The following is a 22,478-nucleotide window of genomic DNA, read 5'->3' as shown; positions in this document are numbered from 1 at the left end:
CCGGTCGGGCCGATCAGCAGGATGTTGGACTTGGACAGCTCCACATCGCCATTCTGGCCAGCGTGATTGAGACGCTTGTAGTGGTTATGCACGGCCACGGACAACACGCGCTTGGCCTTCGCCTGGCCAATCACATAGTCCTGCAGGACCTGGAAGATCTCCTGCGGGCTGGGCACACCCTCATTGGATTTCACGAGGGAGGTCTTGTTCTCCTCGCGGATGATATCCATGCACAGCTCTACGCATTCATCGCAGATGAACACGGTCGGTCCTGCGATCAGCTTACGGACCTCATGCTGGCTCTTGCCGCAGAAGGAGCAATACAGAGTGCTCTTTCCGTCGCCTGTGGTCGCCTTGGTCATGGCTGCTCCCGTCGGTCCCGCTGTGCGCCGTAGCGCGATTGGTTCGCTTTGGCCTTGAACGTCACCTTATAGCTCAAAGTGACTCGACCCGTTCCTGCAAGATCAAGGCCGGACCTTAGCGAAACGTTTCCATAGCGCATGTGATCACAGCCAGAGGGGGTGGATCAAGCATGCAAAACCGCGCTGGCCGTATCTGGCGCAGCGCGGCTTGAGTGCTCAGGACTGAGACAGGCCTGGCTTGAATCAGGACGCTTCAGCCCCGCCGCGCTTCTCGTACACATGGTCGATCAGGCCGAATTCCTTGGCTTCCATCGCATCCATGTAGAAATCCCGATCCAGCGTTTTCTCGACTTTCTCGAGCGGCTGGCCGGTGTGTTTGACGTAAATCTCGTTCATCCGACGCTTGATCTTGAGGATATCCTCGCCGTGGCGCTCAATATCCGCCGTCGTGCCGCGGAAGCCGCCAGACGGCTGGTGCAGCATGATGCGCGCATTCGGCGTCGCAAAGCGCATGCCCTTGTCACCGGCCGTCAGCAGCAATGAGCCCATGGACGCCGCCATGCCGACGCAAGCCGTCGCCACGGGGCAGCTGATGTACTGCATGGTGTCGTAGATCGCGAGACCTGCGCTGACCGATCCGCCCGGCGAGTTGATGTACATGGCGATTTCCTTGTTCGGGTTTTCCGACTCAAGAAACAGCAGCTGGGCCACCATCAGGCTCGCCATATGGTCCTCGATGGGACCCGTGACGAACACGATGCGTTCCTTCAGCAGGCGCGAATAGATGTCGTAGGCGCGTTCGCCCCGCGCACTTTGCTCGACCACCATGGGAACGAGGTTCATCATCACATCCTGCGGCTCACGCATAGCCAGCTCCTCAAGGAAAGCAGTGTTCGTCTAGATCGGCCTGATTTGGCCATGGACCCGCACTGTGGCAAGGCCCGCGCCTGCGCGCAAACCCTCAAATGCACAAGGCCCGGGCCTTTTCCCTCTCAGCCGAGAAGAAAACGACCCGGGCCTTGATGGTCCCGATCGGGTTAAGGCCGGATTAGTCCTCGTCGGACTTTGCAGCCTTTTTCTTCGGAGCCGCCTTTTTCTTGGCCGGAGCCTTTTTCTTGGCGGGCTTTTTCTCTTCCGCGGCCGGCGCCTCATCGTCTTCAGCGAACAGCGCTTCGCGATCGATCTCCTGATCGGTCACATCCGCCAGCTCGAGAATGTAGTCGACGACCTTCTCTTCGTAGATCGGCGCGCGCAAGGCCTGAATGGCGCCCGGATTCTTCTGGTAGAACTCGACCACTTCACGCTCGCGACCCTGGAAGCGCTCGGCTTCCTGGTTCACGGCGCGCGCCAGTTCTTCCTGGGTGACGTCCACATTGGCCTTGCGGCCGATTTCGGCCAGCACCAGGCCGAGACGCACGCGACGCTCGGCGATCTTGCGGTAATCGGTCTTGAGCTCGTCCTCGGACTTGTTCTTGTCCTCGTCATCAAGCTGATCGTTCTCGATGGCGTTCTGAACTTCGCGCCAGATCTGCTCGAACTCCTGCTCGACCATCTTGGCCGGCAGATCCACAGAATCATGAGCAGCATCAAGCTCGTCCAGAAGCGAGCGCTTGACCTTCATGCGGGACGCCTGAGCGTGCTCGCTTTCAAAGCGCTTGATCAGAGCGTCCTTCAGGGCGTCGAGATCAGACAGACCCAGGCGCTCGGCCAGGGAATCATCGATCTGGGTTTCGCCCGGCGCCTGAACTTCCTTCACCTCGGTGGCGAAGACTGCGTCTTTGCCCGCCAGATGCGCAGCCTGGTATTCTTCGGGGAAGGTCACTTTGACATCGACCTTGTCGCCTGCCTTGGCGCCCACCAGCTGATCCTCGAAGCCCGGGATGAACTGGCCAGAGCCCAGAACCAGCTCTGCGCCTTCAGCGGCGCCGCCCTGGAATTCCTCGCCGTCGATGGAGCCGACAAAGTCGATCACGACCTTGTCGCCGTCAGCGGCCTTGCCCTTTTTCTCTTCATAGGAGACAGCCTGCTTGGCCAGCTCCTGGAGCGCCTCGTCAACCTGTTCGTCCGCGACCTTGGCGACCGGACGGGTCAGCTTGAGGGTCTTGGGATCGATCGTGTCGAATTCCGGCATGATCTCAAGGCTGATTTCGAAAGAGAAATCCGCGCCTTTCTTCAGAACGTCTTCCGGGTCCGACTTGACGTCCACCGCAGGCTGGGACGCCGGGCGGATCTTGCGCTCGTCCAGAGTGTCCTGGGTCGCTTGCGGGACCAGCTCCTGAAGAATGTCGCCCATGATCGAAGCGCCGAACATCTTGCGGATGTGGTTGGCGGGCACCTTGCCCGGGCGGAAGCCCTTCAGGCGCACTTCGGGACGGATCTCTTCGATCTTGGCGGTCAGTTTGGCTTCGAGCTCCGACGCGGGCACGACAACCTCAAACGTGCGCGAGAGCCCTTCAGCGGATTTTTCAACTACGTTCATCTTGGCGAGGCCTTGTTAGAAAGCGGTCGCCGCCATGCACGGACACGCAAATACGCGCCGGCGGCGGCCGGGAATGAGCGCGCGTTATGTCATGCAGAATTTGCAGACGCAACGCCCAGCGGCGGTGAATGTGTGCAGCCCGCCCCTCCGGTTCGTGAAAACCGGATTGGCGGAAAGAGGCAGATGACGCCTTATCAGCATCATACCTGCTTCAACTCAATCAAAACTTCTGCGCCATTTCAGTGAGATTTCATTGCTGGAATCCCCGCTGACCTCCGAGGCCAGCACCAGCGAAGGCCTGAGGCGCCATTCGATACGCGCGGATCCGAGCGCCTGTCCCACACCCGATTCCAGCTCGAGATAGACATCGTCAGTCAGTTGTCGGCCACCCAAAACGGTAATTGCGCCGTCCGAGTTCTGGCGCACATCCAGACGGTCCACCCCCAATGCAGCGCGCACATCCGCCATCGCGTCCATCCAGCCCGCACCGGAAAGTTGGGCCGCCAGCTGCGAGGCTTGCAACGGACTGAGATCGGAGACGCCAGACCCAAACAGCAGGCGTGACAGGATTTCATCCTCGGGCAGGCTGGGCGTGCTTTCAAAATGCACCTCGGGCGCACGCACAGAGCCTTCCACCCGGCCCGTCACGGTCAGGTCTTCGGCCTCATGCCGCCCCTCAATGGCCAGACGCGTCTGATCGACCGGTCCGTCGAACGTCACCGTACCCGACGTCAGATCGAAGGGCGCTGTCAGCAGCGAGGCCTGACCGGACATCAAAGTCGCCTGTCCCGACAGCCGCGGGCGGTTCGCCGTGCCCGTCACATGCACATCCGCTGACCACTCGGAACTGAAGGCGCGACTGGACACCATCAAGCGGTCGTCAGCGCGCAGACGATAATCCAGCTCAATCCGGATCGGGCGACGATAGGCGCGGTCCAGCACATCAGGCCTGTTCAGCTCTTCCACCTCGATCTGAGGGATTGAGGCGCCGCCGCTTCCCGTCGGGCGCACATCCATACGCTGGATGTCGGCTTCCCCGGTCAGCGTCAGAACTCGCCCTTCAAGGCTGAACTCCGCATATCCCGAGGCGCCGCCGGACAATTCGGGACGGTCGACCAGATAGAGCTGGTTCAGCTCAATTCGACCCTCACCTTCGACGCCATCCGAGGTCGCGCGGAACTCGGCCTGGCCTGTGGCGCCGCTTTTCCCGCCTTCACCGATCTGAACGCTGTCAATGATCAGAGCGCCATTCCGCCAGGACCCCTGCGCACTGATCGGTTCGAACGTTCGCCCTGCGAGTGCGGATTGCAGCGCCCCATCTCGGAATCGCACTTGTCCGGATGTGTCCATGCCATTGATTTCAGCGTTGACCGTAAGAACGCCTCTCAAAACTTCATCCTCGGGCATGTAGAGCGCGGCCAGCACTCCGACCTCCCCATTCAGGCGCACAGCGCCTCGCCAATCCGGCTCGAGCAGGGAGCCCGGGCCCGTCATGGCGCCCTGCCGATCAAGATCGATCTCGATCTCAAGGTCGGTGTCTGTGAAGGCTCCTGTCATGCTGGCGCCCGTCTCGGTCACATTCAGGCTCAACTCGCCATCCAGGGCCCCCAGCGCCGGCTGCGAAGCTGAGGACAGGCCCAAGACTTCCAGCCGGGACCGCCCGGTCCAGACCTCTGCCTGCCGCGAGAACCGCCCGGCGAGCGCCAGATCACCTTGCGCCTGGGGCAAGTTGAGCAACCCCATCACCAGATCGGCCGGAATGGCGCTGAGATCGTACTCAAAATCAGTTCCGCTCTCGTTCCGTTCAAGCTCGAACTGGAGCCCTGCGCCGTCCAGCGCCAGACGACCGCCTGCGCTCAGCGCGCCCTCCCCATATCCGATCTCGAGCGGCTGTGGGGACGTCAGAGTGCGGTCCGTCAGTTCGCCGGCAAACTGAAAGGATGCCTGCAATGCATTGTCTTCATAGGATACCGGGCCACCAACTGAGATGGTGAAAGGCTCTGTAATCGCCCCGTCGGCATTCAGCTCGAAACTCAATCCATCAACCGGGCCTGAGAGTCGCGCATTCAGGACGTTCAGCGTCACCCCCGACAGCCGGTAATTCTCAAGCTCAGCAGACAGGTCAAGCCGCCCCTGCATGAGGGCGTCGCGGGACGCCTCATACTCCAGGGACGCCGACCAGAGCTGGATGGCGCCATCCTGACGCGCTGTGACGTCAATCGTGAGGGCGTCCGGGGCCAGCAAGGCCTGACCCTGTACTGCGATATCCGCGAAACGCCCCGAAGCGACATCCACACGGCCGGCGCCGTTATACCATTCAAGATCGCCCTGCAGCGCCAGATCGCGTTGCGATGTTCTTGCGTCAAAGCGCCAGTCGCCTGCAAGTCCGCCCTCGGCCTGAGGATCGATCTCGACACGCAGAACGGGGTTTTCCAGACTCGTTCCGCCCACTTCGAACCTGTCCGCCTGGGCCTGGATCCTGGCGGAGAGCGCTCCATCTTCCTGCTCGAGAGTTGCGGCTCCGGCAATGACCCCAGCCAGACTACTGACGCCCAGACCTTCGGCATCCACGGCGTAATCAAGCTGACCCCGCCAGACGGAGGCGCCTTGCGGACGCTGCAACCCGCCTGCGACGCGCAGATAGCGTCCGTCAACATCCAGACCCGACAGCGCGAACCCGTCGCTAAAGTCGACTCGCCCCTCGCCCGTTATCCCGGTGGCGAGCGCATACGGCGCGCCTTCGCCCGTCAGTTCCTGCCCATCAATACGCAGCAACAGGCCGTCAGAGTCGCCTTCGCCTCTTAAGGTGACAGGTCCGCTCAGACCCTGCTGGACACGGCCCACATCATCAAGCATGAGCGTGAAACGGCCGTCGTACTCCACAGGAGACAGGGATATTTCCCCACTTCCCTCCAGTGAAGCGCCCGCCGAGCGGAGATTTGCAGCGCCCAGCCGAACTTTCTGGTCTGCGCGCAGATACACTCCCTCTGCGGTGAACTGTACGATCTCGCCCAGCGCTGCGCCTGCTCGAGCGTTTGACAGCTGAACATCCTGCCCCTCGCCCGTCAGTTCAAAGCGAAAATCCTCTCCCTCACGCTCCAGCATGAACCGGGCGTTCGCAGCCTCAAGACCGATCTGGGGGTGGGTCAGGTCTTCCACCCGGAGATCTCCCGTAAGCCAGCGAGACGGAGTCTCCGGATCCAGACGCGCATCCAAGGCGGCGTGCTGAATTGAGAGGGTCTCTGGCAACACGAGCGCAAGCCCGTCCGCGTTCAGACTTCCCGTAATCTCGACAACGGGCGGCTCGGAACGGCTCAGAGAGACCTCGCCTGCCGCACTGGTGAAGTGCAATTGCCCGGTGCGGGGCTCCAAACGCCCCTGCCCTGTCAGCGAACCTCCAGACAGCAATGCCCGGACCGAAGACGGCAAAGACGGCCAAGCGTCGGCATCAGTATCCGCGTCCAGGCTCCATCCGCCATCTCGCCAACGCCCCTGCCCGTTGATGCCATCACGATCGCCAACGGTGAAGGTGAAATCCGCGGCGCCGGCCTCTGGGTCACCCTCAATTTCCGCCGCCAGCTCAAATCCAAGGCCCTGGGCGTAGGCCAGTTGTGCGAGAGGACTGTCCGATTCAACGAGTACCGACAGATTCCAGTCGATCACTCCGTTCAGATCTCGCGTCAGGTCAGCATTCAGCCGATCTTCAGCGCCATCGGTTCTGACGATTTCGGCCGTGAGGCTCAGCCCCGCGCTCACATCACGGGCCAGGTCGGCCTCGGCGCGCAGTGCAGCTCTCTGACCGAGAACCGGTTCCTCAAGGACCAGCTCTAAAACCAGCAGACGATTCAATCGAATCCCGCGCCCGCCTCCGCTTTCGCCAGAAGGCGCTTCACGCTCGGTGTCGGGACGGCGCAGCACGCGAACACTGCCTGCTTCAACCTCTTCAATCCGGACAGAAGACCCAAGAAGCGATCTCGCACGCCAGGCGATATGAATGTCCTCCGCCTCGAGCCAGACGCCTTGATCATCGGACAGCGTGAGACGGCCGACCCTGAAGTCTGAAAGCACATCTCCTTCCAGATCAGAGAGGTTCACAACGCCAACGGCGCTGATCTCGCGTCCATCCATCACTTCAATGACCAGAGCGCGCCCGGGTGCGTGACTCAGGCTGACAAGGCCAATGAGGAGCAGAAGCGCCAGCCCGCTGAACACAGCTGCGAGAACTTTGATAAAGCCAGCCGCCCGCATCAGAAGGCCTCTCCCAGACCGATATAGATCTGTATGTCAGCATCTGAGGCGTCCCCATCGAGCGGGGTCGCGATATCCAGGCGAAGCGGCGCGAAGTCGAGATAATAGCGGACGCCCACACCCACCGCACTCCGCACGGCTCCGAAGTCAGGCGTTTCGTCGCGTCCGGCCCCGGCGGAGTCGACAAAGACGACACCCCCCCAACGCCGCGACTTCCTCCACCGCAGCTCGACGCTCGATTCCACGATCGAACGGCCGCCGATCAGATCACCGTCCGCATTGCGCGGCGACAATGACTGATAATCATACCCCCGCGCCGATCCGCCGCCGCCGGCGAAGAAGCGCTGCTCAGGGGGCAGGGTTTCAAGCGGGGCTCCGACAAGCCCGCCAGCACGCAAACGTCCGGCTATGATCAGCGATGAGGTCAGGCGCTGATAACGGCGTCCCTCCGCGACCGCCCTGAAATATGTGGATGACGCGTCGCCCGCCAGCAGCGTGGGCGAGACCTCCATCGAAACCAGAGCGCCTTGCGTTGGCGCGATCGCGCTGTCGCGCTGATCCCAGACCGCCCCGAATGAGACCGAGCCGGTGTAGACATTGAGATCCAGCGTCTCGTTCTCACTGTGCGAGACGCTCAGGTCCGCGCCGGCCGACAAGGTCAGCGTGTCTGTTATCGGACGCGAGACGCGTGCCCCGACGCCCGCCTCGACCAGATCGTAGGCATCGGTTTCCTCCCGTTGCGTGCGGGCCTCAAGCGTCAGGGCCTGCCCCAGACGCCGCCAATGCGGCGCCGTCAGCTCGACCTGAAGACCGCTTTGCACCGTCGCCAGGTTCAGATTGACATCAAGGGTCTCGTCGCCACCGAAGAGATTGCGGCGCTTGTAGGCCCCGCTTACGCCGCCACCCTCACTCGTGGACAGGCTGAAACCGGCTTCCGCAACATGTCGGGGCGAAGGCGAGGTCGAGACCAGGACCGCTCTTTGTTGAGGGCCATCAGGACCGGTCGGCTCTTCCAGGGTCACGGCGGCGCTGGACATGCTTTCCAGCGATTCAAGCCGGCTTTCAAACACGCGCATCTGGGCAGCGCTCGCCGCCTCGCCTGTTTCGAATGGCGACAGTCGCTCGATAAAGCTCTGACGCCAGCGGGCAGACTGCAGGTTGATGTCCCCGAAACGGCTTTCGACGCCCGGGTCATAGACAAAGACGGCCCGTGCGCTCGCATCCGCATGGTCGATGGTGACAGTCCGATCCTCCAGTCGGGCGTCCGGCCAGCCGGAATTGCGCAGGGCTCTCAAACCCTCGGTCTCAGCCTCGAGCACATCTTCAGCGCGCACAGCGGCGCCGGACGAAAGGGGCAGCGCGTCCCGAGCAATGGTCGCCGCCTCCCGGCTCCCTCCAGCCTCGACCTCCAGCGCCGTGAAATGAAACTGTTGGCCCGGCGTCACTTGGAAGATCGGAGCATCCTCGCTCTGGTCCGTGATGACGCGAGCCGTGTAATACCCTTCGGCACGCAGATAGCGCACGATAAGATCCGCTCCGGCGCGCGTATTGACCGCGCCCGATTTGGACCGTTCCTCGATCAGCGATTGCAGGGCGTTTTCAAGAGCCGCGTCGTCAGAGTCATTGAGATTGACGGTTTGCGCCTGGGCCGAGGCGGTCATGGCGGCTAATGCCGTAAATGCGATCGCCCTTAGCAGCATCATCTGAAACTCAGTTCGTCCCATGCATGAAGAAAAGCAGCGGGGCCTTCGCCTCGCCGCTCTGGTATCGTATTCGCCTCAAACATGGCCAAAAAACAACAGGCCAGTTTGTCAGTCGTTGTGCAATTCCCCGGTCTCGAAGCGGATTTCTCCGTCCCCGAACTGAATTTCGACCGTATCAGACTGCGCTTCCTGCCACACCAGAACTCCCAGAGTGACGATCAGGACAAGAACAATGGCGGCTCCGACGAGGACGACAGGGCTTGGTTTTTGGTTTTTCATCTCCTGCTCCTTGCTGTTTCGTTGTGACCCAAACGCATACGTCAGCAAATGGGTTCCGTAAAAAAGCGGAACCCTCTGATCACTCCGGCGTTTTACGCGTATGAAGATAATCGCATTGATCACCTATGGTCGCAGCCTGATGGCGCTGACCATGGCGGAATCGGTCCAACCGCTCGTCGACCGGGTTATTGGGCTGGACACCATCGGGCTGACCGCCCTGTCCTTTTCAAAGTACTGCGATGAAACGCGCACCGTGCGCGAACCGTCGGAGGGACGCGGCTATACAGAAGACATCGCCTCAATCTGCAGGGAGTTCGCGGATGACCGGGTCCTGATCATGCCCGGGTTCGAGGACATGGAGACGCTGGCGGAGCACCTCAGCCTTCTGCCTGCCAACGCTGTTCTGGCCGCTCCCGATCAGAATTCGATAGAGCAAGTCACCCCGAAGCATCATTTCGCCAAGCTGGTGAAAGAGCATGACATCAACGCCCCTGAAACCGAGGTTTTTGAAACCGAGGATGAGGCGCAGTCCGGTCCGAGCATGGACTTTCCGCTCCTGATGAAGCCCAGCCGCGGCGCTGGCGGCCGGGGAATTTCAAAGGTCGAGAACCGCGAGGCCTATGAGGCCTACCTCACCGATCATGCCCAGAGCTATCCTCTGTTGGCCCAGTCTCTTGCTGAGGGAGACGACTATTGCGTCAGCGCGCTCGCCCATGACGGCGAAGTGATGGTCATGTCCGCCTATACCAATCTGGAAAACCAGCCGCGCGAGGCGGGAGCAGGCGTTGTGCGGGAAACAGTGAGCGCCAAGCCCTTCGAGGATGATATCCGCAAGATCGCCCGGGCGACGGGCTGGACCGGCGTCTTCGAAACAGACTTCATGTGGAGCGGAGACGATGCGGACTCTCCCGCCGTCATCGAGGTGAACGCCCGCTTCTGGGCCGGTCTGCGTCATTCGACTCTCAGCGGCGTCGACTATGCGCGACACCTGGCTGAACTGACGCTTTACGATGAGCTCAAATCCACGCCAGGCACGCCCGAGATCGGCTATCGCTCGCAAGTCCCCCTGGCCTGGATCCCTTCAGCGTTAGACGGCGCCTTCAGTGAGAGCGACTATGCCAGACAGTTGTCAGAAAGCTGGGAGAAAGTGAAAAACGCCAAGGGATTCAGTCTGAAGAACTTTGGAAAACTCATCGCCTCCCTTTCCGACGCGAAGGCCGCCAAGGAAGCGCTCGAGGATGTGACCCATCGTGTCATGGACCGATCGTCCCTGGATGTCGACCTGCTCGCGAAGGATGATCCGGCTGCGGCGCTTGGAGCTCTCTTCATCGTCTCCCACCTCGCCAAGTTTGGAGAACTGCCGCCCGAAGTCAGCTTTGATTCCGTAGGGTCATGACCCGCCCTGTCATTGCATATGTGACGGCGCCCAAGGGCGATCTCTTCCTCTCCTTGCTTGTAGGGGCAGTCATCAGACTGTCAGGCGGGAAACCCTTGCGCCTGCGCGAGGAACCCCGCAGTGGAGAACGTCTGTTTGACGGTCTGATCCTGATGGGAGGGCTGGATATCCACCCCAGCCGCTATGACGCAAGCATAGAGATCGAAAGCCGTTTCGATCCGGAGCGGGACGGATTGGAGATAGGCTGGCTGCAACATGCCCGGGACCAGGACCTCCCGGTTTTGGGCATTTGCCGCGGTCTGCAGATGCTGAACATCTTCTATGGCGGGGACCTGCATCAGAAGCTCGACCCCGAGCTGACCCGAGACTGGCCGAACGGACCCTTGGGCTACACGTTTTTCCGGAAGCCGATACAGCTCACAGGCCAGAGCTTCCTGTCAGACGTCTTCGCCCCGCACGAAACGGTCAGCGTCAACAGCCTGCACCGCCGGGCCGTCAGAACGATCGCCCCCGGATTTCACGCTACCGCCTGCGGCGAACGGGGCGGGGTCCAGGCGATCGAAGCGGACAGCGCGCCGCTGCGGCTGGGCGTTCAGTTCCATCCCGAACTCCTGGTCTACAGAGCGGACATGCGTCGCTTGTTTCGAGCCTTCATCAAGGCCTGCGCATAAAAAACGGCCCCGTCTGAGGACGGGGCCGTTTTGCATAAAGGCGCGGAAGACCCTAGTTGCGGTTTTCCTCGGCGGTGTCCTCGATCGCGTCACCAGCTTCTTCAATGTCGCGACCGGCGCCCGCAATCGTGTTGCAGCCGGTGAGGATCAGCGTGGACACGGCCAGAGCGCAAAGCATAGCGTACTTCATTATAGCCTCCTTTTTTATGGCCTATTTGAAACGAACCAGACCATCAGAGGTTCCCTGTACTCAGCTCTTTTCTTCGCCAACCCGCAGCACAAAATCCATACCGCCTTCAGCATTGGCCTCAGACCAGGTTTCACCGTCCACCTGCATGGCGAACGCCTCCATCAGGGACGACCCTGTGCCCTGAGACGCCGTATCAGACATGCCCACGCCATCATCACGGATGCGCAAGGTCAGATCCTGCGCCGAGCTGGCAGTCAAAGACACGATAATGCGCCCGCTATTGCGGTCCTGGAAGGCATGCTTGTAGGCATTGGTGACCGCTTCAGTGACGAACAGGGCGATCGGAACAGCCGTATCAGGCTCAAAGGCGACGTCCTCACACTCGGCCTGGACAGAGATTGATCGTGAACCGTCATCACTGACCTGTTGCAAGTTCATGGCGAGCTCTGACAGGAAGCCGGGCATGTGCACCGCGCGCAAATCATCAGCCTCGTACAGGCTCCTGTGAACGAGCGAGAGCGCATTGATCCGCCGGCGCGCCTCCATGAGCGCGGAGCGCCCCTCCCCATCGGCCATCCGGCCCGCCTGCAGGTTGAGCAGGCTCACAATGATCTGCAGGTTGTTCTTCACCCGGTGGTGGATTTCCCGAAGCAGGGCGCCGCGTTGCTCCACCGAGGCCTCCAGCTCGCTGTGTTGCTCTTCAAGCGAGGTGGCCATTTCCGACATCGTATTCGCGAGTTCGCGTATTTCACGGGGCGCGTTCTGGGCGCGGATGGGCACAACGTCCAGACGCCCGCTGCCATACACGGCCGCGATCCGACGAAGATACCCCAGCCAGCGCAGCACGTAGTGATCCACGGCGAGCCAGACACTGGCGAGAGCCAGAGCGTACATGAGCAAAGGGATCAGGAAGGTCGCGGCGACCGACACCAGACCCCACTGTGTCACAGGCGCAGGAGATATCAGGAGAAGCGCCAGCTCATCCTCGACCAGGGGCGTCAACACCGCCGGGCGCTCACCCCCGTCCATCGACAGGCGCAGGGGTTCGGGACGGGACAATCCCTCAACCCGCCCGAGCAGGTCATCCTGCAGCTCTATCGCCACAGGCTTGAGGACGCGCGCCGTGTCGACTTCACGGGCTTCGGAGGGCGTCACGAGCACCACCTGACTCCCCTCGGCCACAGCATTGTCGATCAGGTTGCGAGACGCCTGCAGCACATCAATCGCTGCGGCCGCCGCGCCTCTGAACTCGTCCTCCTGCCCCAGTCGGGAGGCGACAATCAGAATCGGTCGTCGTGTGACGCGTCCCAGCGTCACGCCGGAAACAGAGCGTTCCGCCCCATTCTGCAAACTCTGATGCCAGTCCTCGGTACTCAGATCGAGCTGCCGGGCGTCCTCCAGGGCGGAACAGATGATCTCGCCATTGGCATTGGTCAGCGCGATATTGGTGAGAACCGTATCGCCGCTTGCAATCTGGGCCATGGCCCGACTGCAGCCGCCCGGCGCACTCATGAAAGCGAACCCGCGAGTCGATACGGCATCAATGATGCCTTGCGCCCGAGATATGGATTCATTGAGTTCTGACGCAGCAAGCGCGCCCAGAATGATCATGCGATCCCTCTGAACGCGCTGCTCTTCCCGCGCCTCGCTCCAGGTTTGCGCCATGGCGATCAGCAATAGGGGAAAAAGCGCCACAGCCAGCACCAGAGCGAGCACGAACCGCAATCGCCCGGTCATTTCCCCGCCCGGTTTGAACGGCATGCCTACCGAGCCTGTTCAGCGAGGTCGCTGACCTGATCAAGAAGCGTGTCGACGGCGTCTGAGGCGGCGATGCCATCTGAATTGGCCTTGGCGGCCGGTCCGGCCTTCATGATCCCTTCCAGAGCGAGACGCGCCCGGGACACACGGCTTTTCACGGTCCCTATCGCGCAATCGCAAATTTCAGAGGCTTCCTCATAGGAATACCCGCCCGCACCGACCAGGATCAGGGCTTCGCGCTGGTCATCAGGAAGCTCGGCAAGGCCACGACGCAATTCGTCCAGCGCCACGATCTGTTCCTGATTGTCCACTGCAGGCAGCGTGCGCTCCGCCAGTTCCTGATCCCACTCGGCCTGCCGCCAAGACCGGCGCTTGTCGGAGTAGAACTGATTGCGGACAATAGTCAGGACCCAGGCGCGAAAATTTGTGCCCGCCTTGAACTTGTCCCGTGCAGACCAGGCTTTCATCATGGCGTCCTGCGCCAGATCGTCTGCGCTGGCCGCGTCGCCAGTCAGGCTTCGTGCGAAGGCGCGCATATGGGGGATCGCATCCGTCAGCTCTTTTCGAAACTGCGGCTGGGTCATCAATTCGGACGGCGACAGGCCGACCTTTTCTGAATCGACCTTACTCACGGGCGCCGCCTTTCTGGTCGCCGCGCTTGGCCTCGCCCTCTTCGAGACGGTCAAGCAAATCGGCAAAATCGTCAGGGACGCCTTCGTCCAGCACGGAATCAAACATGTGGCGCAATCCCGCGCCAATGTTTTCCTGCTGCTTGCGGGTCCGCTGCACGAGCGAGGGATCCGGGGCGCTCCGGGCGCCATTCTTGTCCTCTGACATTGCCATTCTAAGTCGCCATTCTCATGTCTTCATTTATGGTCGATAGGACCGAATTACATAAAAGAACGCAGGTTCCCTGATCGGGTTCCCAAAAAACTGAATCTTTTTTGGAACCCTTTCGGAAATCGGTCGTTTTGTATCGACATAGTTTTGTGGGGAGAGCCCAGAATGAGTTTCGTTTCAGCAATTCGCGCACACATTCCCTATCTGCGCAGATATGCTCGCATCCTGACCGGTTCTCAGCAAAGCGGCGACGCTCATGTGCGCGCTTGCCTAGAAGCCGCCGTTGAAGGCAATGAAGAGCTAGGCCATGACCTGCCGCCCCAGGTCGCCTTGTTCCAGTTATTCCATGCCTGCTGGAATCCCGAACTGGATACGAGCGATCTCCAGGATGAGGCCACCCCGCTCTCGCACGTCACCCCCAAGGCCCGCCAGGTCATGCTGCTGACATCCGTCGAGGGCTTCTCGATTGAGGATGTCGCCAAGATCCTGCGCATAGATGACGCCGAGGCCCAGTCGCTTCTGGTCTCAGCGCAACAGGAGCTGAACGCTGGTCTCGCCACGCGCGTCATGATCATCGAGGATGAGCCCGTGATCGCCCTGGATCTGCGGGCCATTGTGGAAAACGCCGGCCACAGCGTGACCGGCGTGGCAAGGACCCGGGATCAGGCCGTCGCGCTGGCGCAGAAATCTCCGCCGGGCCTCGTGCTGGCTGACATCCAGCTCGCCGACGACAGCTCGGGCATTGATGCGGTCAAGGATATTCTTGATGAAATGAATGTTCCGGTGATTTTCATCACCGCCTACCCCGAACGTCTTCTGACCGGTGAAAAACCCGAGCCGACCTACCTCGTGACCAAGCCTTTCATGCCGGAAACCGTGTCCGCCACGATCAGCCAGGCCCTGTTCTTTTTCGAACGCAAGTCGGTTGCAGCTGAGTAGACCCCCGCTTTCCCCATTTGAAAAAGGGCGCTGCGAATAAATTCGCAGCGCCCTTTTCTTTGTCATGCCGCAAATGCAAAATCCAGACACATTAAAGACATGATGAATTCACGAAATTGCCTGAAGAGAATCCGGAACACATAAGCATGCTCAACGTTTCCTTATTGCGTTCGACTTGATCGCTAGCAATGAAGGAGAGACATTATGTTGAACAAGCTGATGCTGACCACCTCGATCGCTCTGATTTCCACCACCGCTCTGGCGACGGCGCAAGCCCAGGACGCCGGGATGCAGGCCGAGATGGAGACGAGCGCAGAAGCGACGATGTCCAGCGACATGGTCAAGGCGTCCGACATTGTCGGCGCAGACCTTGAATATGCGGACGGTGCTTCGGCCATCACGGACATTCGCATGAATGACGCCGGCGACCCGGAAGCGCTCGTGATCTCACGTGGTGGTTTCCTGGGACTGTTTGACGAGGAAGTCGCCGTCTCCACCGTCGCCGCCAGCATCGCTCATGACGCAGAGGGCGAGCTGGTCGTCACCGCATCTTTGACCGATGCGCAGCTTGAAGACGCCGAAGCCATCCAGGACAGCCCGTTTGTGGTCTCGATCGAAGATCAACGCGAGGATGGCGACCTGTTTTACAGCGATCTCACCGGCGCTGCGATCCTCAACGACGCCGGCGAAACCATCGCTCACCTTGAGGATGTGAAGTTCACGCTGAGCGGTGAAACCGAATACGCGATCATCCGCGACGGCGGCTTTCTGGGCTTGGGCGGCGAAGTCGGCCTTGTCGACTTTGACGAGCTGGAACTGGCCTATTCCGCTGAAACCGGTTGGACCGTGACGTCTGACATCACCGGCGATGACGTGCGTGTGATGGAAGAGACGCCCATCAATACCGGCGCCTATCTGGATGGCCGTTAATTCCCAAGGGGCTGACCAACCCCAAACTGGGGGCGCGCTTCGGCGCGCCCCCTTTTTTGTTCACGATAGGCTGCTCTGACTTATTCCGTCGGCAAAGCAAACGCAGCTGTCCTGAAAGTCTGCCTGATGTCTCATTGCTCACAGAGCTCGCCATATCGATCATCAGAGGTGGAGCCTGTCTGATAACGGTCTGCTCCCTCTTTCGAATTCACAAGCCCGTTGAAGACGGCGCGCTGGCTCAACTTCAGTTCCACTGACCTGACGGGCTTCTTGCAACGCATTGTGAGCGTTTCAGGGTTCCAGAACAGCGCCAACAAAGAAGCCGCCCTCATATGGAGGGCGGCTTCAAAAGCGGCTGCGCAAGGCCGTCAGGGGGAGGGTCAGCCTTCGCAGCTGGGTCGTCAATCATCCCGGCGGGGACCGGGATATCCGACTAACGCCCCGGTGCGAACGCGGTTCCCTGAAATCTGGACTCTCTAATCGATTTCCTCGTGCACCTGGCCATAGGCCAAACCTGCAAACAGAGCGGCGCCGCCCAGCGTATTGCCGACAAGCACGGGCAGGATGAAGGCCAGCCCCTCCCCTGCGCCCCAGACGCCAGCGACCATCAGGACAGTCGTTTCGACCGTCCCCGCCACGATATGCGGGAAACCGCCCGCCCCCACCAAATAGGTCACGATGAAGACCGCGCCGAGCTTCTCGTAAGGCAATCCTGGCAGCGACCAGGCCATCAGGCCAATGAGGAATCCGGCAGGCAGGGCCGAAATGAAGTTCCCCAAAGCATCCCTGTGTGTGATGTGAGAGGATGCCGAGACCATCGCCTCGAACAGATCCGGCTCGGTCACATGCGATAGCACAGCCCCGATGGCGACCGCGCCAACGAGATTGCCGAACAGGACAATCGCCCACAACCGCCCCAGAAGACGGACGGAGCGCCAGCGACGATTCTTGGTGACCGGCAGGACCGCGGTCAGCGTATTCTCCGTGAAGAGCTGCATGCGGGCCATGGCGATCAGAAGAAAGCCCGCCGGGTACCCCACGGCGATCGCCAGCGAGCTCCAAGACGCGTCTCCGACCGCTTTCTCGATCGCCCCCATGAGCAGCACGGACGCGCCCATGGCCAGACCGGCTGTCAGCGCCGAGTAAAGCAAGGAGCTGGAGGGGCGAAGCAGCTCTTCCTTCCCTGTCTCCGCAATGACGGAATAGAGGGTTTTGGACGCAATTTCGCTGCGCGCCGCAAGTCGCTTGGCGCGCAGCTCATGATCAGTTTTCTTCGACAAGGGCAGACCCTTTATTTGGAAAGCGCGAACCGGGACAAGGTTTCCATGGCGAGCTTGGGTTTTCGAGCGAGAAGTGCGCCGAATCCCATCAGCGTCGCCGTTGTTTGCAAAGGCTTGCGCTTCATGGCCAGCTCCACGAGCGCCAGGGGCGAGGCGGAGCTGGTCGTCGTTTCAGAAGGCGGCTCTTTGCGGTTGGCTTTCCAGAGAAGGATTGCTGCGGCGATCGAGCCCAGAGAGGCATAGATAGCGCCAACAAGGGCGCTGGCCACCCACGGGGAGTACTGGACTGACGCCCAGCTCCATCCCGCATGGGTGGCGAACACTGCGCCGATGATCGGGCCGATCAGGGCAATGACTATCAGCAGTGCGTTCACGATGCGCTCCCTAGCGGCGCATCAGCAATGCGCCGAGAAAGCCGGCGCCGATGGCGGCGCCGCAAGCGCCCAGCGGGTTTTCACGAATAAGTTCGCGAAGCTGGTCCGGGGCCTCTTCGGCGGCTGCCATGCCGTCCTCCAGCACGGATTTGCCGGCCTTCACGCCGTTTTCTCCGCCCTGCTGGACAATCTTCGACAGATCACCCACCAGCTGGTCCATGTCCTCGCGCAGAGAATCCAGATCCGCTTTGAGTTCTTCAGTTGTAATGTCGGGTTTAGCAGCGGCGCGTGCCATTTTGCTCTCCTTTTCTGAAGTCTGTGAGTGGGCGATAAGTCTGTCTTAGCGGGACGGTTCGTCCGTGGCCTCTTCAGCTTCATCCACGGCTTCGTCCACTTCCTCGCCGGCGTTCTCGAAGGTGTCCTGGTCCTCGCCAGTCACATTCTCAACCGCCTCATCCATGTCTTCGCCTGCGTTTTCCGCCGGACCATCAGAACAAGCGACAGCCGTCAGCAGGAACGGAGCGGCGAACAGGGGGGCAAACTTTTTCATGATTTTAATTCCTTCACGTCTATATGGCGATGCGGCTGCGGGGGTCCGCCCCGCAGCCGTGGCGATCAGTCCAGGGTCAGGCTCGCGGCGTCCGACCACGCAGTGCGCCAAACAGCAGCGACACCACGAACAGAACCAGGAAAACGAAGAACAGCACTTGCGCGATAGAGGCCGCGCCGGCTGCGATGCCGCCAAACCCGAACAGGGCTGCGATCAGGGCGACGACGAAAAATCCAAGGGCCAGTCTCAGCATGGGTTAGCTCCGTGTGTATCAATCAGGCCCCCAATCAACGCATCGACCCTCAACAGGTTCCAGAAAACTCCAAAATCATTTCAAAATTTCGCGCGTATATATAAAGCATACATTATCTCATTCAGGGTCGCCGGAGCACTTGGCAAGCTATTGTAAAATTGCGGCAGGCGCTGACTGCAGTTTTATTCTCCCTCTCCGGGAACCTTAACGCATCCGTCCGCGTTTATCGGTCCCGCAACATGATGGAGATTGATAATGAGCAGCGCCGCTCTTGCTTCCAAAACCGCTCAATTTGATCAGAAAGCCGGCATTCAACCTGAAGACCGCTCCAAGATCGCGAGCGAGCTGGGCAAGGTCCTGGCTGACAGCTACATGCTCTTCATCAAGACCCAGGGCGTTCACTGGAACGTGGTCGGCCCCACCTTCTACAGCCTGCACAAGCTGACTGAAGAGCACTACGGCAACCTCTATGCCGCCATCGACGAGATCGCCGAACGCATCCGCGCCCTGGGCGAGAAAGCCCCGGCCTCTTATCGCAAGTATGGCGAGTTGTCCGATATTCAGGATTATGACCTGGAGCAAACGGCCGAACAGCATGTGAAAATGCTGATCGATGACCACAGGACCGCTGTCAAATCCATGCGCGGCGCCATCGAATGGTGTGAGGACAAGAAAGACTTCGTCACGGCCGACATGCTGATCGAGCGCATGAGCTGGCACGAGGAAGCCATCTGGATGCTCAACTCGATCATCGCCGAGAAATAGGCTGTCAGACGTTTGGAAAAGCGGGCCTTCGAGCCCGCTTTTTCGCGTGAGGAGAAACGATGAGCCAATCGCCAGACGCCGCCGCCTCTGAAGCCCTCAACGCGATGGAAGCGAATGTCCAGAGCGTGGTCGAGCAAGGTCGGAACGCCGTCTCGGTCCTGATCGACTGGATCGCTGAGGACACGCAGGCCGTCACGCTCGCCCTGGCGATCACGCTTAGCGTCGCGGTCGTCGCAACCTTGATCAAATGGGGCGTCTCCCTGATCCGGCAGCGCTCGGAACAGAGCAGTCTGGCGTATGTCTTCCTGGGCGCCGCGGATCGCTTGTCCGCCATGACCTTTCTGGTCGTCGGCGCGGTGATCGGTCTTGGGGCGACGGGCGCGCCATCCCAGGTCATTGATGCAACCTGGTATATCCTTGGGCTCATCCTGATCATCCAGATCGCCGCAATCATACGCGGGCTTCTGGTGGATCTTGTCCAGCGACGCGCCCTGAAGCGATCGGACACCCGCAGCGCCGTCTGGAACGGCATCGCGATCATCAAATGGGCGATCAGCACCTTCATCTGGTCGGCCGCCCTGCTGCTGGTTCTGGATAACGCCGGCGTGGACATCACTGCGCTGATCGCCGGCCTGGGCGTGGGCGGCATCGCAATCGGCCTGGCGGCGCAGGGCCTTTTCAGCGATCTCTTCGCAGGCGTGTCGATCCTTTTCGACAAGCCCTTCCAGCGAGACGACTTCATCGAATTTGGCGATTTTCTGGGCACGGTCAGCAAGATCGGCCTCAAGACGACGCGACTGCGCTCGCTCTCAGGCGAGGAAGTCATCATCCGCAACACCAACCTGCTGGATGAGACGATCCGCAATTACCAGCGCCTGGAGGAACGCCGCTGGCGGTTCCGCATTGGCGTGATCTATCAGACAGGCGCTGACAAGCTCGCGCAGATTCCGGACTGGATCGAGACCATCATCGATGAAACCGAGCAGGTCCGTTTCGAGCGCGCTCATTTCGCCGGTTTTGGCGACAGCGCGCTTGAATTCGAGATCGTCTGTCATGCCCAGAGCATGGAGTATGCCGTTTACATGGATGTCCGCCACGCCGTGAACCTCGCCCTCGTCCGGAAGTTCGCCGAAGAAGGCGTCGAGTTCGCCTATCCCACCCGCACTCTCATGGTGGCGCGCGGGGACGGCTCTGTTGTCGATCCCGCGCGCGCCCCCTCCGAGCCCTCTGAAGCAGGAGACGAGCAATGACCAAGGATCATGGCCCATCCGTCAAGGACGACGAAACCTATGAAGCCTTGCGTGAGGACGGGGCCTCCAAATCCAAGGCCGCCCGTATCGCCAATGCCCAGGCGTCCGATGAAACTGACGCCTCGGCAAAAGGCGGTGCGCACGAACCATATGAGGAGTGGACCAAGGATGAACTGTACGAGCGCGCCCAGGAAATCGGGATAGAAGGCCGGTCCGACATGACCAAGGATGAGCTGATCAAGGCTCTGCGCAACGGGCAATAACGCGTTCATCTGAACTTCAGCCTCAAAATATCGGGAACATCCTGTCCTTCAGCGCGTTTCTGAATTGAGGCTGATTTTTTGGAGGACTGCATGTTCGTTACGACCGCTTTATTGCTGACAATGCAGACTGCGACTGTTCCGGGCGTGCAAAATCCGGGTCCTGAACCTGAGTCCCGGCTGGTCCTGAGAAACTTTACCGATCAGCTCCATGCCGAGTTCGGCGACACCAGCCAGAGCAGCTGGTCCATCCCGTTGGGCGGCGATGACAGCCCTTCGCTGGTTCCTTCCCTTTCTGCGCAGAATGAAAGCCGGAACGACAGCGACGAGCTGTCAGCTCTGGGGATCGGCCTGGAGCTTGAGACCAGCCCCCTCGCCTTCCGCTCCATCCGTCGTCTCAGCCTGATTGTTTCCTATGACCAGGAGACTGTGATCATGAGACCTGGCGGCGGCGGCGTCAGCGCTCTGACCCGTGTCGCGGGCGAAGTCGGCGTGGCCGACGGGTTCGCTGGCATCGGCATGTCCCTGAGCGAACATGGCGCCCTGACTGCGGGCTATATCCGACAGGAACGCGAAATCCGCTTCGGTGAGAATAGCTGGGAAGCGGAATCAAACTTTGTCGGGCTCACCTATCGACAAGCCTGGTAGGCTGATTTTCAACGCTTGAATCTGCCGCCCCCCTCGACCCCGCAAATGCATAAGCATCTGCGGGGCTTGTTCTTTTTGCGATTCGTCTTGCCTGATTCCTGTTCAGACCCGCCACGAAAACGGGAACCGCCGGGAGACTGGAACGTTTGTTCGAGAGCCCTGACCCTTTTCAAGGAGGCCTGACCGATGAAGACCGCCATCACCCTGACCGCCGTTGTTGCGCTGGCTGGACTATCGGCAGCCGCCTTCACCCAGACCAGTCAGACGACTGAACCCGAATTTGTTCAGGAGACCGTCAGCGGCAAGCCGTTCTATCTGGCGTCCACCCTTCTGTCCTCGCGCCTGATGCTCGAGGACAGCCAGGTCCAGATCAAGGATCTGCTTCTGGATGAAACCGGCAATCTGCAAGCTGTTGTCGTGGACAATCCGAACTTCATGAGCGGCGACGCCACAATTGCGGCGGACCTGATCTACCGGGCTGGCGCAGAGGGTCAGGAGACGTTGCGCGTGGATCTGGATCGCACGGACTTCCAGATGCTGAGCCAGGGCGCCGGCTATCAGCCGATCGGTCTGAGCTGGGCGTCAGAGTATGAGAATGCACGCTCACTGAGGGCGTTGATGGGGCGTCCCATCTCCGTCAGTGAGACGTCTGCCCGCATCGCCGTGGACGACATCGAGATCAGCGAAGGCGGAGCGGTGTTGGCTGTACGGTTTGAATCCCGCGGCTGGAGCGCCTTTGACCGCCTGGAAGGCCGCCTTCCCGTGAATGCGGTGCGGTTTGAGTACGCCCAACCTCAAGGCTGGACCATCGCCTCCACCGTCAACGACGCCCAGCTGAACGCGCTGGCCGGTCGTGACACCGCGATCTTCCTGAGCGCCGCTTCGGCGTCCTGATTTATTGATTGAAGGAGACCCTTATGAGCACGCAACAAGCGACCGCTACCGGCGGTGACATTTTCCGCATCATCCTGGCCATCCTGCTGCCGCCGCTCGGCGTGTTCTTCCAGGTCGGTCTGGGCCTGCACTTCTGGCTGAACATTCTGCTGACCCTGTTCGGCTATGTGCCCGGCATCATCCACGCGGTGTGGATCATCGCCACCCGTCGCTAGGCCATACGCCAGAATTCGGGCGCTGGAAGTCTCCCCGTTCCAGCGCCCGAACTATATCTGCAAACAGGCGCGCCCGCAGCGAAGCGAGGATCGCCCGAACCGAGTGAGGGAGAACAGGAAAGAAGTGGTGCGGGTGAGAAGACTCGAACTTCCACGTCATAAGACACTGGAACCTAAATCCAGCGCGTCTACCA

The 22,478-nt window shown here is 60.6% G+C and carries 25 protein-coding genes; 10 read left to right on the top strand and 15 right to left on the bottom strand.

Annotation, left to right across the window (positions count from 1 at the left end; all coding sequences use genetic code 11):
* From B2Z70_RS15400 to B2Z70_RS15375, 6 genes are all read right to left on the bottom strand, one after another.
* Positions 1–362, bottom strand: a 362-nt coding sequence (locus B2Z70_RS15400; RefSeq protein ID WP_292984491.1) for a ClpX C4-type zinc finger protein, incomplete at its 3' end; no start/stop codon positions are given.
* A 243-nt stretch (positions 363–605) separates the two neighbouring features.
* Entirely contained in the window at positions 606–1,229 is a 624-nt protein-coding gene (locus tag B2Z70_RS15395; RefSeq protein WP_009801002.1) for an ATP-dependent Clp protease proteolytic subunit, read from the bottom strand.
* 181 nt (positions 1,230–1,410) lie between these two features.
* Positions 1,411–2,841, bottom strand: a complete 1,431-nt coding sequence (gene tig / locus B2Z70_RS15390; RefSeq protein ID WP_292984489.1) for a trigger factor — start codon at positions 2,839–2,841, stop codon at positions 1,411–1,413.
* Between the two features lie 216 nt (positions 2,842–3,057).
* A complete protein-coding gene (locus B2Z70_RS15385; protein ID WP_292984487.1) occupies positions 3,058–7,089 on the bottom strand; it encodes a translocation/assembly module TamB domain-containing protein in 4,032 nt (1,343 codons plus the stop codon).
* Complete coding sequence (locus tag B2Z70_RS15380) at positions 7,089–8,750, bottom strand: autotransporter assembly complex protein TamA (protein ID WP_292984485.1); 1,662 nt, start codon at positions 8,748–8,750, stop codon at positions 7,089–7,091. The genes B2Z70_RS15385 and B2Z70_RS15380 overlap by 1 nt, the downstream gene beginning before the upstream one ends.
* A 150-nt stretch (positions 8,751–8,900) precedes the next feature.
* Positions 8,901–9,071, bottom strand: a complete 171-nt coding sequence (locus B2Z70_RS15375; protein ID WP_156776069.1) for a hypothetical protein — start codon at positions 9,069–9,071, stop codon at positions 8,901–8,903.
* A 100-nt stretch (positions 9,072–9,171) separates the two neighbouring features.
* Here B2Z70_RS15375 and B2Z70_RS15370 point away from each other — a divergent pair, with 100 nt between their 5' ends.
* Together B2Z70_RS15370 and B2Z70_RS15365 are read left to right on the top strand one after the other, a co-directional pair.
* Positions 9,172–10,467 (top strand): ATP-grasp domain-containing protein, encoded by a 1,296-nt coding sequence (locus B2Z70_RS15370; protein WP_292984482.1) that lies wholly within the window; start codon positions 9,172–9,174, stop codon positions 10,465–10,467.
* Positions 10,464–11,138: a gamma-glutamyl-gamma-aminobutyrate hydrolase family protein gene (locus B2Z70_RS15365; protein ID WP_292984480.1), complete on the top strand. Its 675-nt coding sequence runs from the start codon at positions 10,464–10,466 to the stop codon at positions 11,136–11,138. The genes B2Z70_RS15370 and B2Z70_RS15365 overlap by 4 nt, the downstream gene beginning before the upstream one ends.
* A gap of 52 nt (positions 11,139–11,190) precedes the next feature.
* On the opposite strand, the gene B2Z70_RS15360 is transcribed toward B2Z70_RS15365, so the two are convergent.
* Genes B2Z70_RS15360 through B2Z70_RS15345 form a run of 4 tightly spaced genes read right to left on the bottom strand, consistent with a single transcriptional unit; the run spans position 11,191 to position 13,929 of the window.
* A complete protein-coding gene (locus tag B2Z70_RS15360; RefSeq protein WP_156776072.1) occupies positions 11,191–11,328 on the bottom strand; it encodes an entericidin A/B family lipoprotein in 138 nt (45 codons plus the stop codon).
* 60 nt (positions 11,329–11,388) lie between these two features.
* A complete protein-coding gene (locus B2Z70_RS15355) occupies positions 11,389–13,089 on the bottom strand; it encodes a sensor histidine kinase (protein WP_292984477.1) in 1,701 nt (566 codons plus the stop codon).
* A gap of 2 nt (positions 13,090–13,091) precedes the next feature.
* On the bottom strand, positions 13,092–13,670 hold the full coding sequence (locus B2Z70_RS15350; RefSeq protein WP_348764637.1) for a sigma-70 family RNA polymerase sigma factor: 579 nt from the start codon (positions 13,668–13,670) through the stop codon (positions 13,092–13,094).
* A gap of 40 nt (positions 13,671–13,710) precedes the next feature.
* The gene (locus B2Z70_RS15345) at positions 13,711–13,929 is read right to left on the bottom strand and encodes a NepR family anti-sigma factor (protein WP_009801012.1); all 219 of its coding nucleotides are present in this window, start codon (positions 13,927–13,929) and stop codon (positions 13,711–13,713) included.
* Positions 13,930–14,091: 162 nt separating this feature from the next.
* Here B2Z70_RS15345 and B2Z70_RS15340 point away from each other — a divergent pair, with 162 nt between their 5' ends.
* Together B2Z70_RS15340 and B2Z70_RS15335 are read left to right on the top strand one after the other, a co-directional pair.
* The gene (locus B2Z70_RS15340; RefSeq protein ID WP_009801013.1) at positions 14,092–14,865 is read left to right on the top strand and encodes a response regulator; all 774 of its coding nucleotides are present in this window, start codon (positions 14,092–14,094) and stop codon (positions 14,863–14,865) included.
* A gap of 204 nt (positions 14,866–15,069) precedes the next feature.
* Entirely contained in the window at positions 15,070–15,795 is a 726-nt protein-coding gene (locus B2Z70_RS15335) for a PRC-barrel domain-containing protein (RefSeq protein WP_292984471.1), read from the top strand.
* A gap of 476 nt (positions 15,796–16,271) precedes the next feature.
* Here the strand turns inward: B2Z70_RS15335 and B2Z70_RS15330 are convergent, their stop codons facing one another.
* The 5 genes from B2Z70_RS15330 to B2Z70_RS15310 form a co-directional block, all read right to left on the bottom strand.
* Positions 16,272–17,075 (bottom strand): formate/nitrite transporter family protein, encoded by an 804-nt coding sequence (locus B2Z70_RS15330; RefSeq protein ID WP_292984469.1) that lies wholly within the window; start codon positions 17,073–17,075, stop codon positions 16,272–16,274.
* 11 nt (positions 17,076–17,086) lie between these two features.
* On the bottom strand, positions 17,087–17,449 hold the full coding sequence (locus B2Z70_RS15325) for a hypothetical protein (RefSeq protein WP_292984467.1): 363 nt from the start codon (positions 17,447–17,449) through the stop codon (positions 17,087–17,089).
* A gap of 10 nt (positions 17,450–17,459) precedes the next feature.
* Positions 17,460–17,744, bottom strand: coding sequence for a hypothetical protein (locus B2Z70_RS15320; RefSeq protein ID WP_292984465.1), 285 nt, complete (start codon positions 17,742–17,744; stop codon positions 17,460–17,462).
* Positions 17,745–17,789: 45 nt separating this feature from the next.
* A complete protein-coding gene (locus B2Z70_RS15315; protein WP_292984463.1) occupies positions 17,790–17,999 on the bottom strand; it encodes a hypothetical protein in 210 nt (69 codons plus the stop codon).
* A gap of 76 nt (positions 18,000–18,075) precedes the next feature.
* On the bottom strand, positions 18,076–18,252 hold the full coding sequence (locus tag B2Z70_RS15310; protein ID WP_009801019.1) for a DUF1328 family protein: 177 nt from the start codon (positions 18,250–18,252) through the stop codon (positions 18,076–18,078).
* A 255-nt stretch (positions 18,253–18,507) separates the two neighbouring features.
* Here B2Z70_RS15310 and B2Z70_RS15305 point away from each other — a divergent pair, with 255 nt between their 5' ends.
* From B2Z70_RS15305 to B2Z70_RS15280, 6 genes are all read left to right on the top strand, one after another.
* Positions 18,508–19,017, top strand: coding sequence for a Dps family protein (locus B2Z70_RS15305; protein WP_009801020.1), 510 nt, complete (start codon positions 18,508–18,510; stop codon positions 19,015–19,017).
* Positions 19,018–19,076: 59 nt separating this feature from the next.
* Complete coding sequence (locus tag B2Z70_RS15300) at positions 19,077–20,267, top strand: mechanosensitive ion channel family protein (RefSeq protein WP_292984459.1); 1,191 nt, start codon at positions 19,077–19,079, stop codon at positions 20,265–20,267.
* A complete protein-coding gene (locus B2Z70_RS15295; RefSeq protein WP_009801022.1) occupies positions 20,264–20,530 on the top strand; it encodes a DUF7218 family protein in 267 nt (88 codons plus the stop codon). Before B2Z70_RS15300 ends, B2Z70_RS15295 begins: the two co-directional genes overlap by 4 nt.
* A gap of 90 nt (positions 20,531–20,620) precedes the next feature.
* Entirely contained in the window at positions 20,621–21,175 is a 555-nt protein-coding gene (locus B2Z70_RS15290) for a hypothetical protein (RefSeq protein ID WP_292984456.1), read from the top strand.
* Between the two features lie 186 nt (positions 21,176–21,361).
* Positions 21,362–22,069 carry a hypothetical protein gene (locus tag B2Z70_RS15285; RefSeq protein WP_292984454.1) on the top strand — a complete coding sequence of 236 codons (708 nt, stop codon included), beginning with the start codon at positions 21,362–21,364 and terminating at the stop codon, positions 22,067–22,069.
* A gap of 23 nt (positions 22,070–22,092) precedes the next feature.
* Entirely contained in the window at positions 22,093–22,284 is a 192-nt protein-coding gene (locus B2Z70_RS15280; RefSeq protein ID WP_009801025.1) for a YqaE/Pmp3 family membrane protein, read from the top strand.
* The last annotated feature ends 194 nt before the right edge of the window (positions 22,285–22,478 follow it).

This window comes from Oceanicaulis sp. UBA6590 (assembly GCF_002433705.1).
Classification (GTDB): domain Bacteria; phylum Pseudomonadota; class Alphaproteobacteria; order Caulobacterales; family Maricaulaceae; genus Oceanicaulis.
Note: the sequence above shows the minus strand (reverse complement) of the source record. Positions and strands in the feature narration are given on the sequence as shown.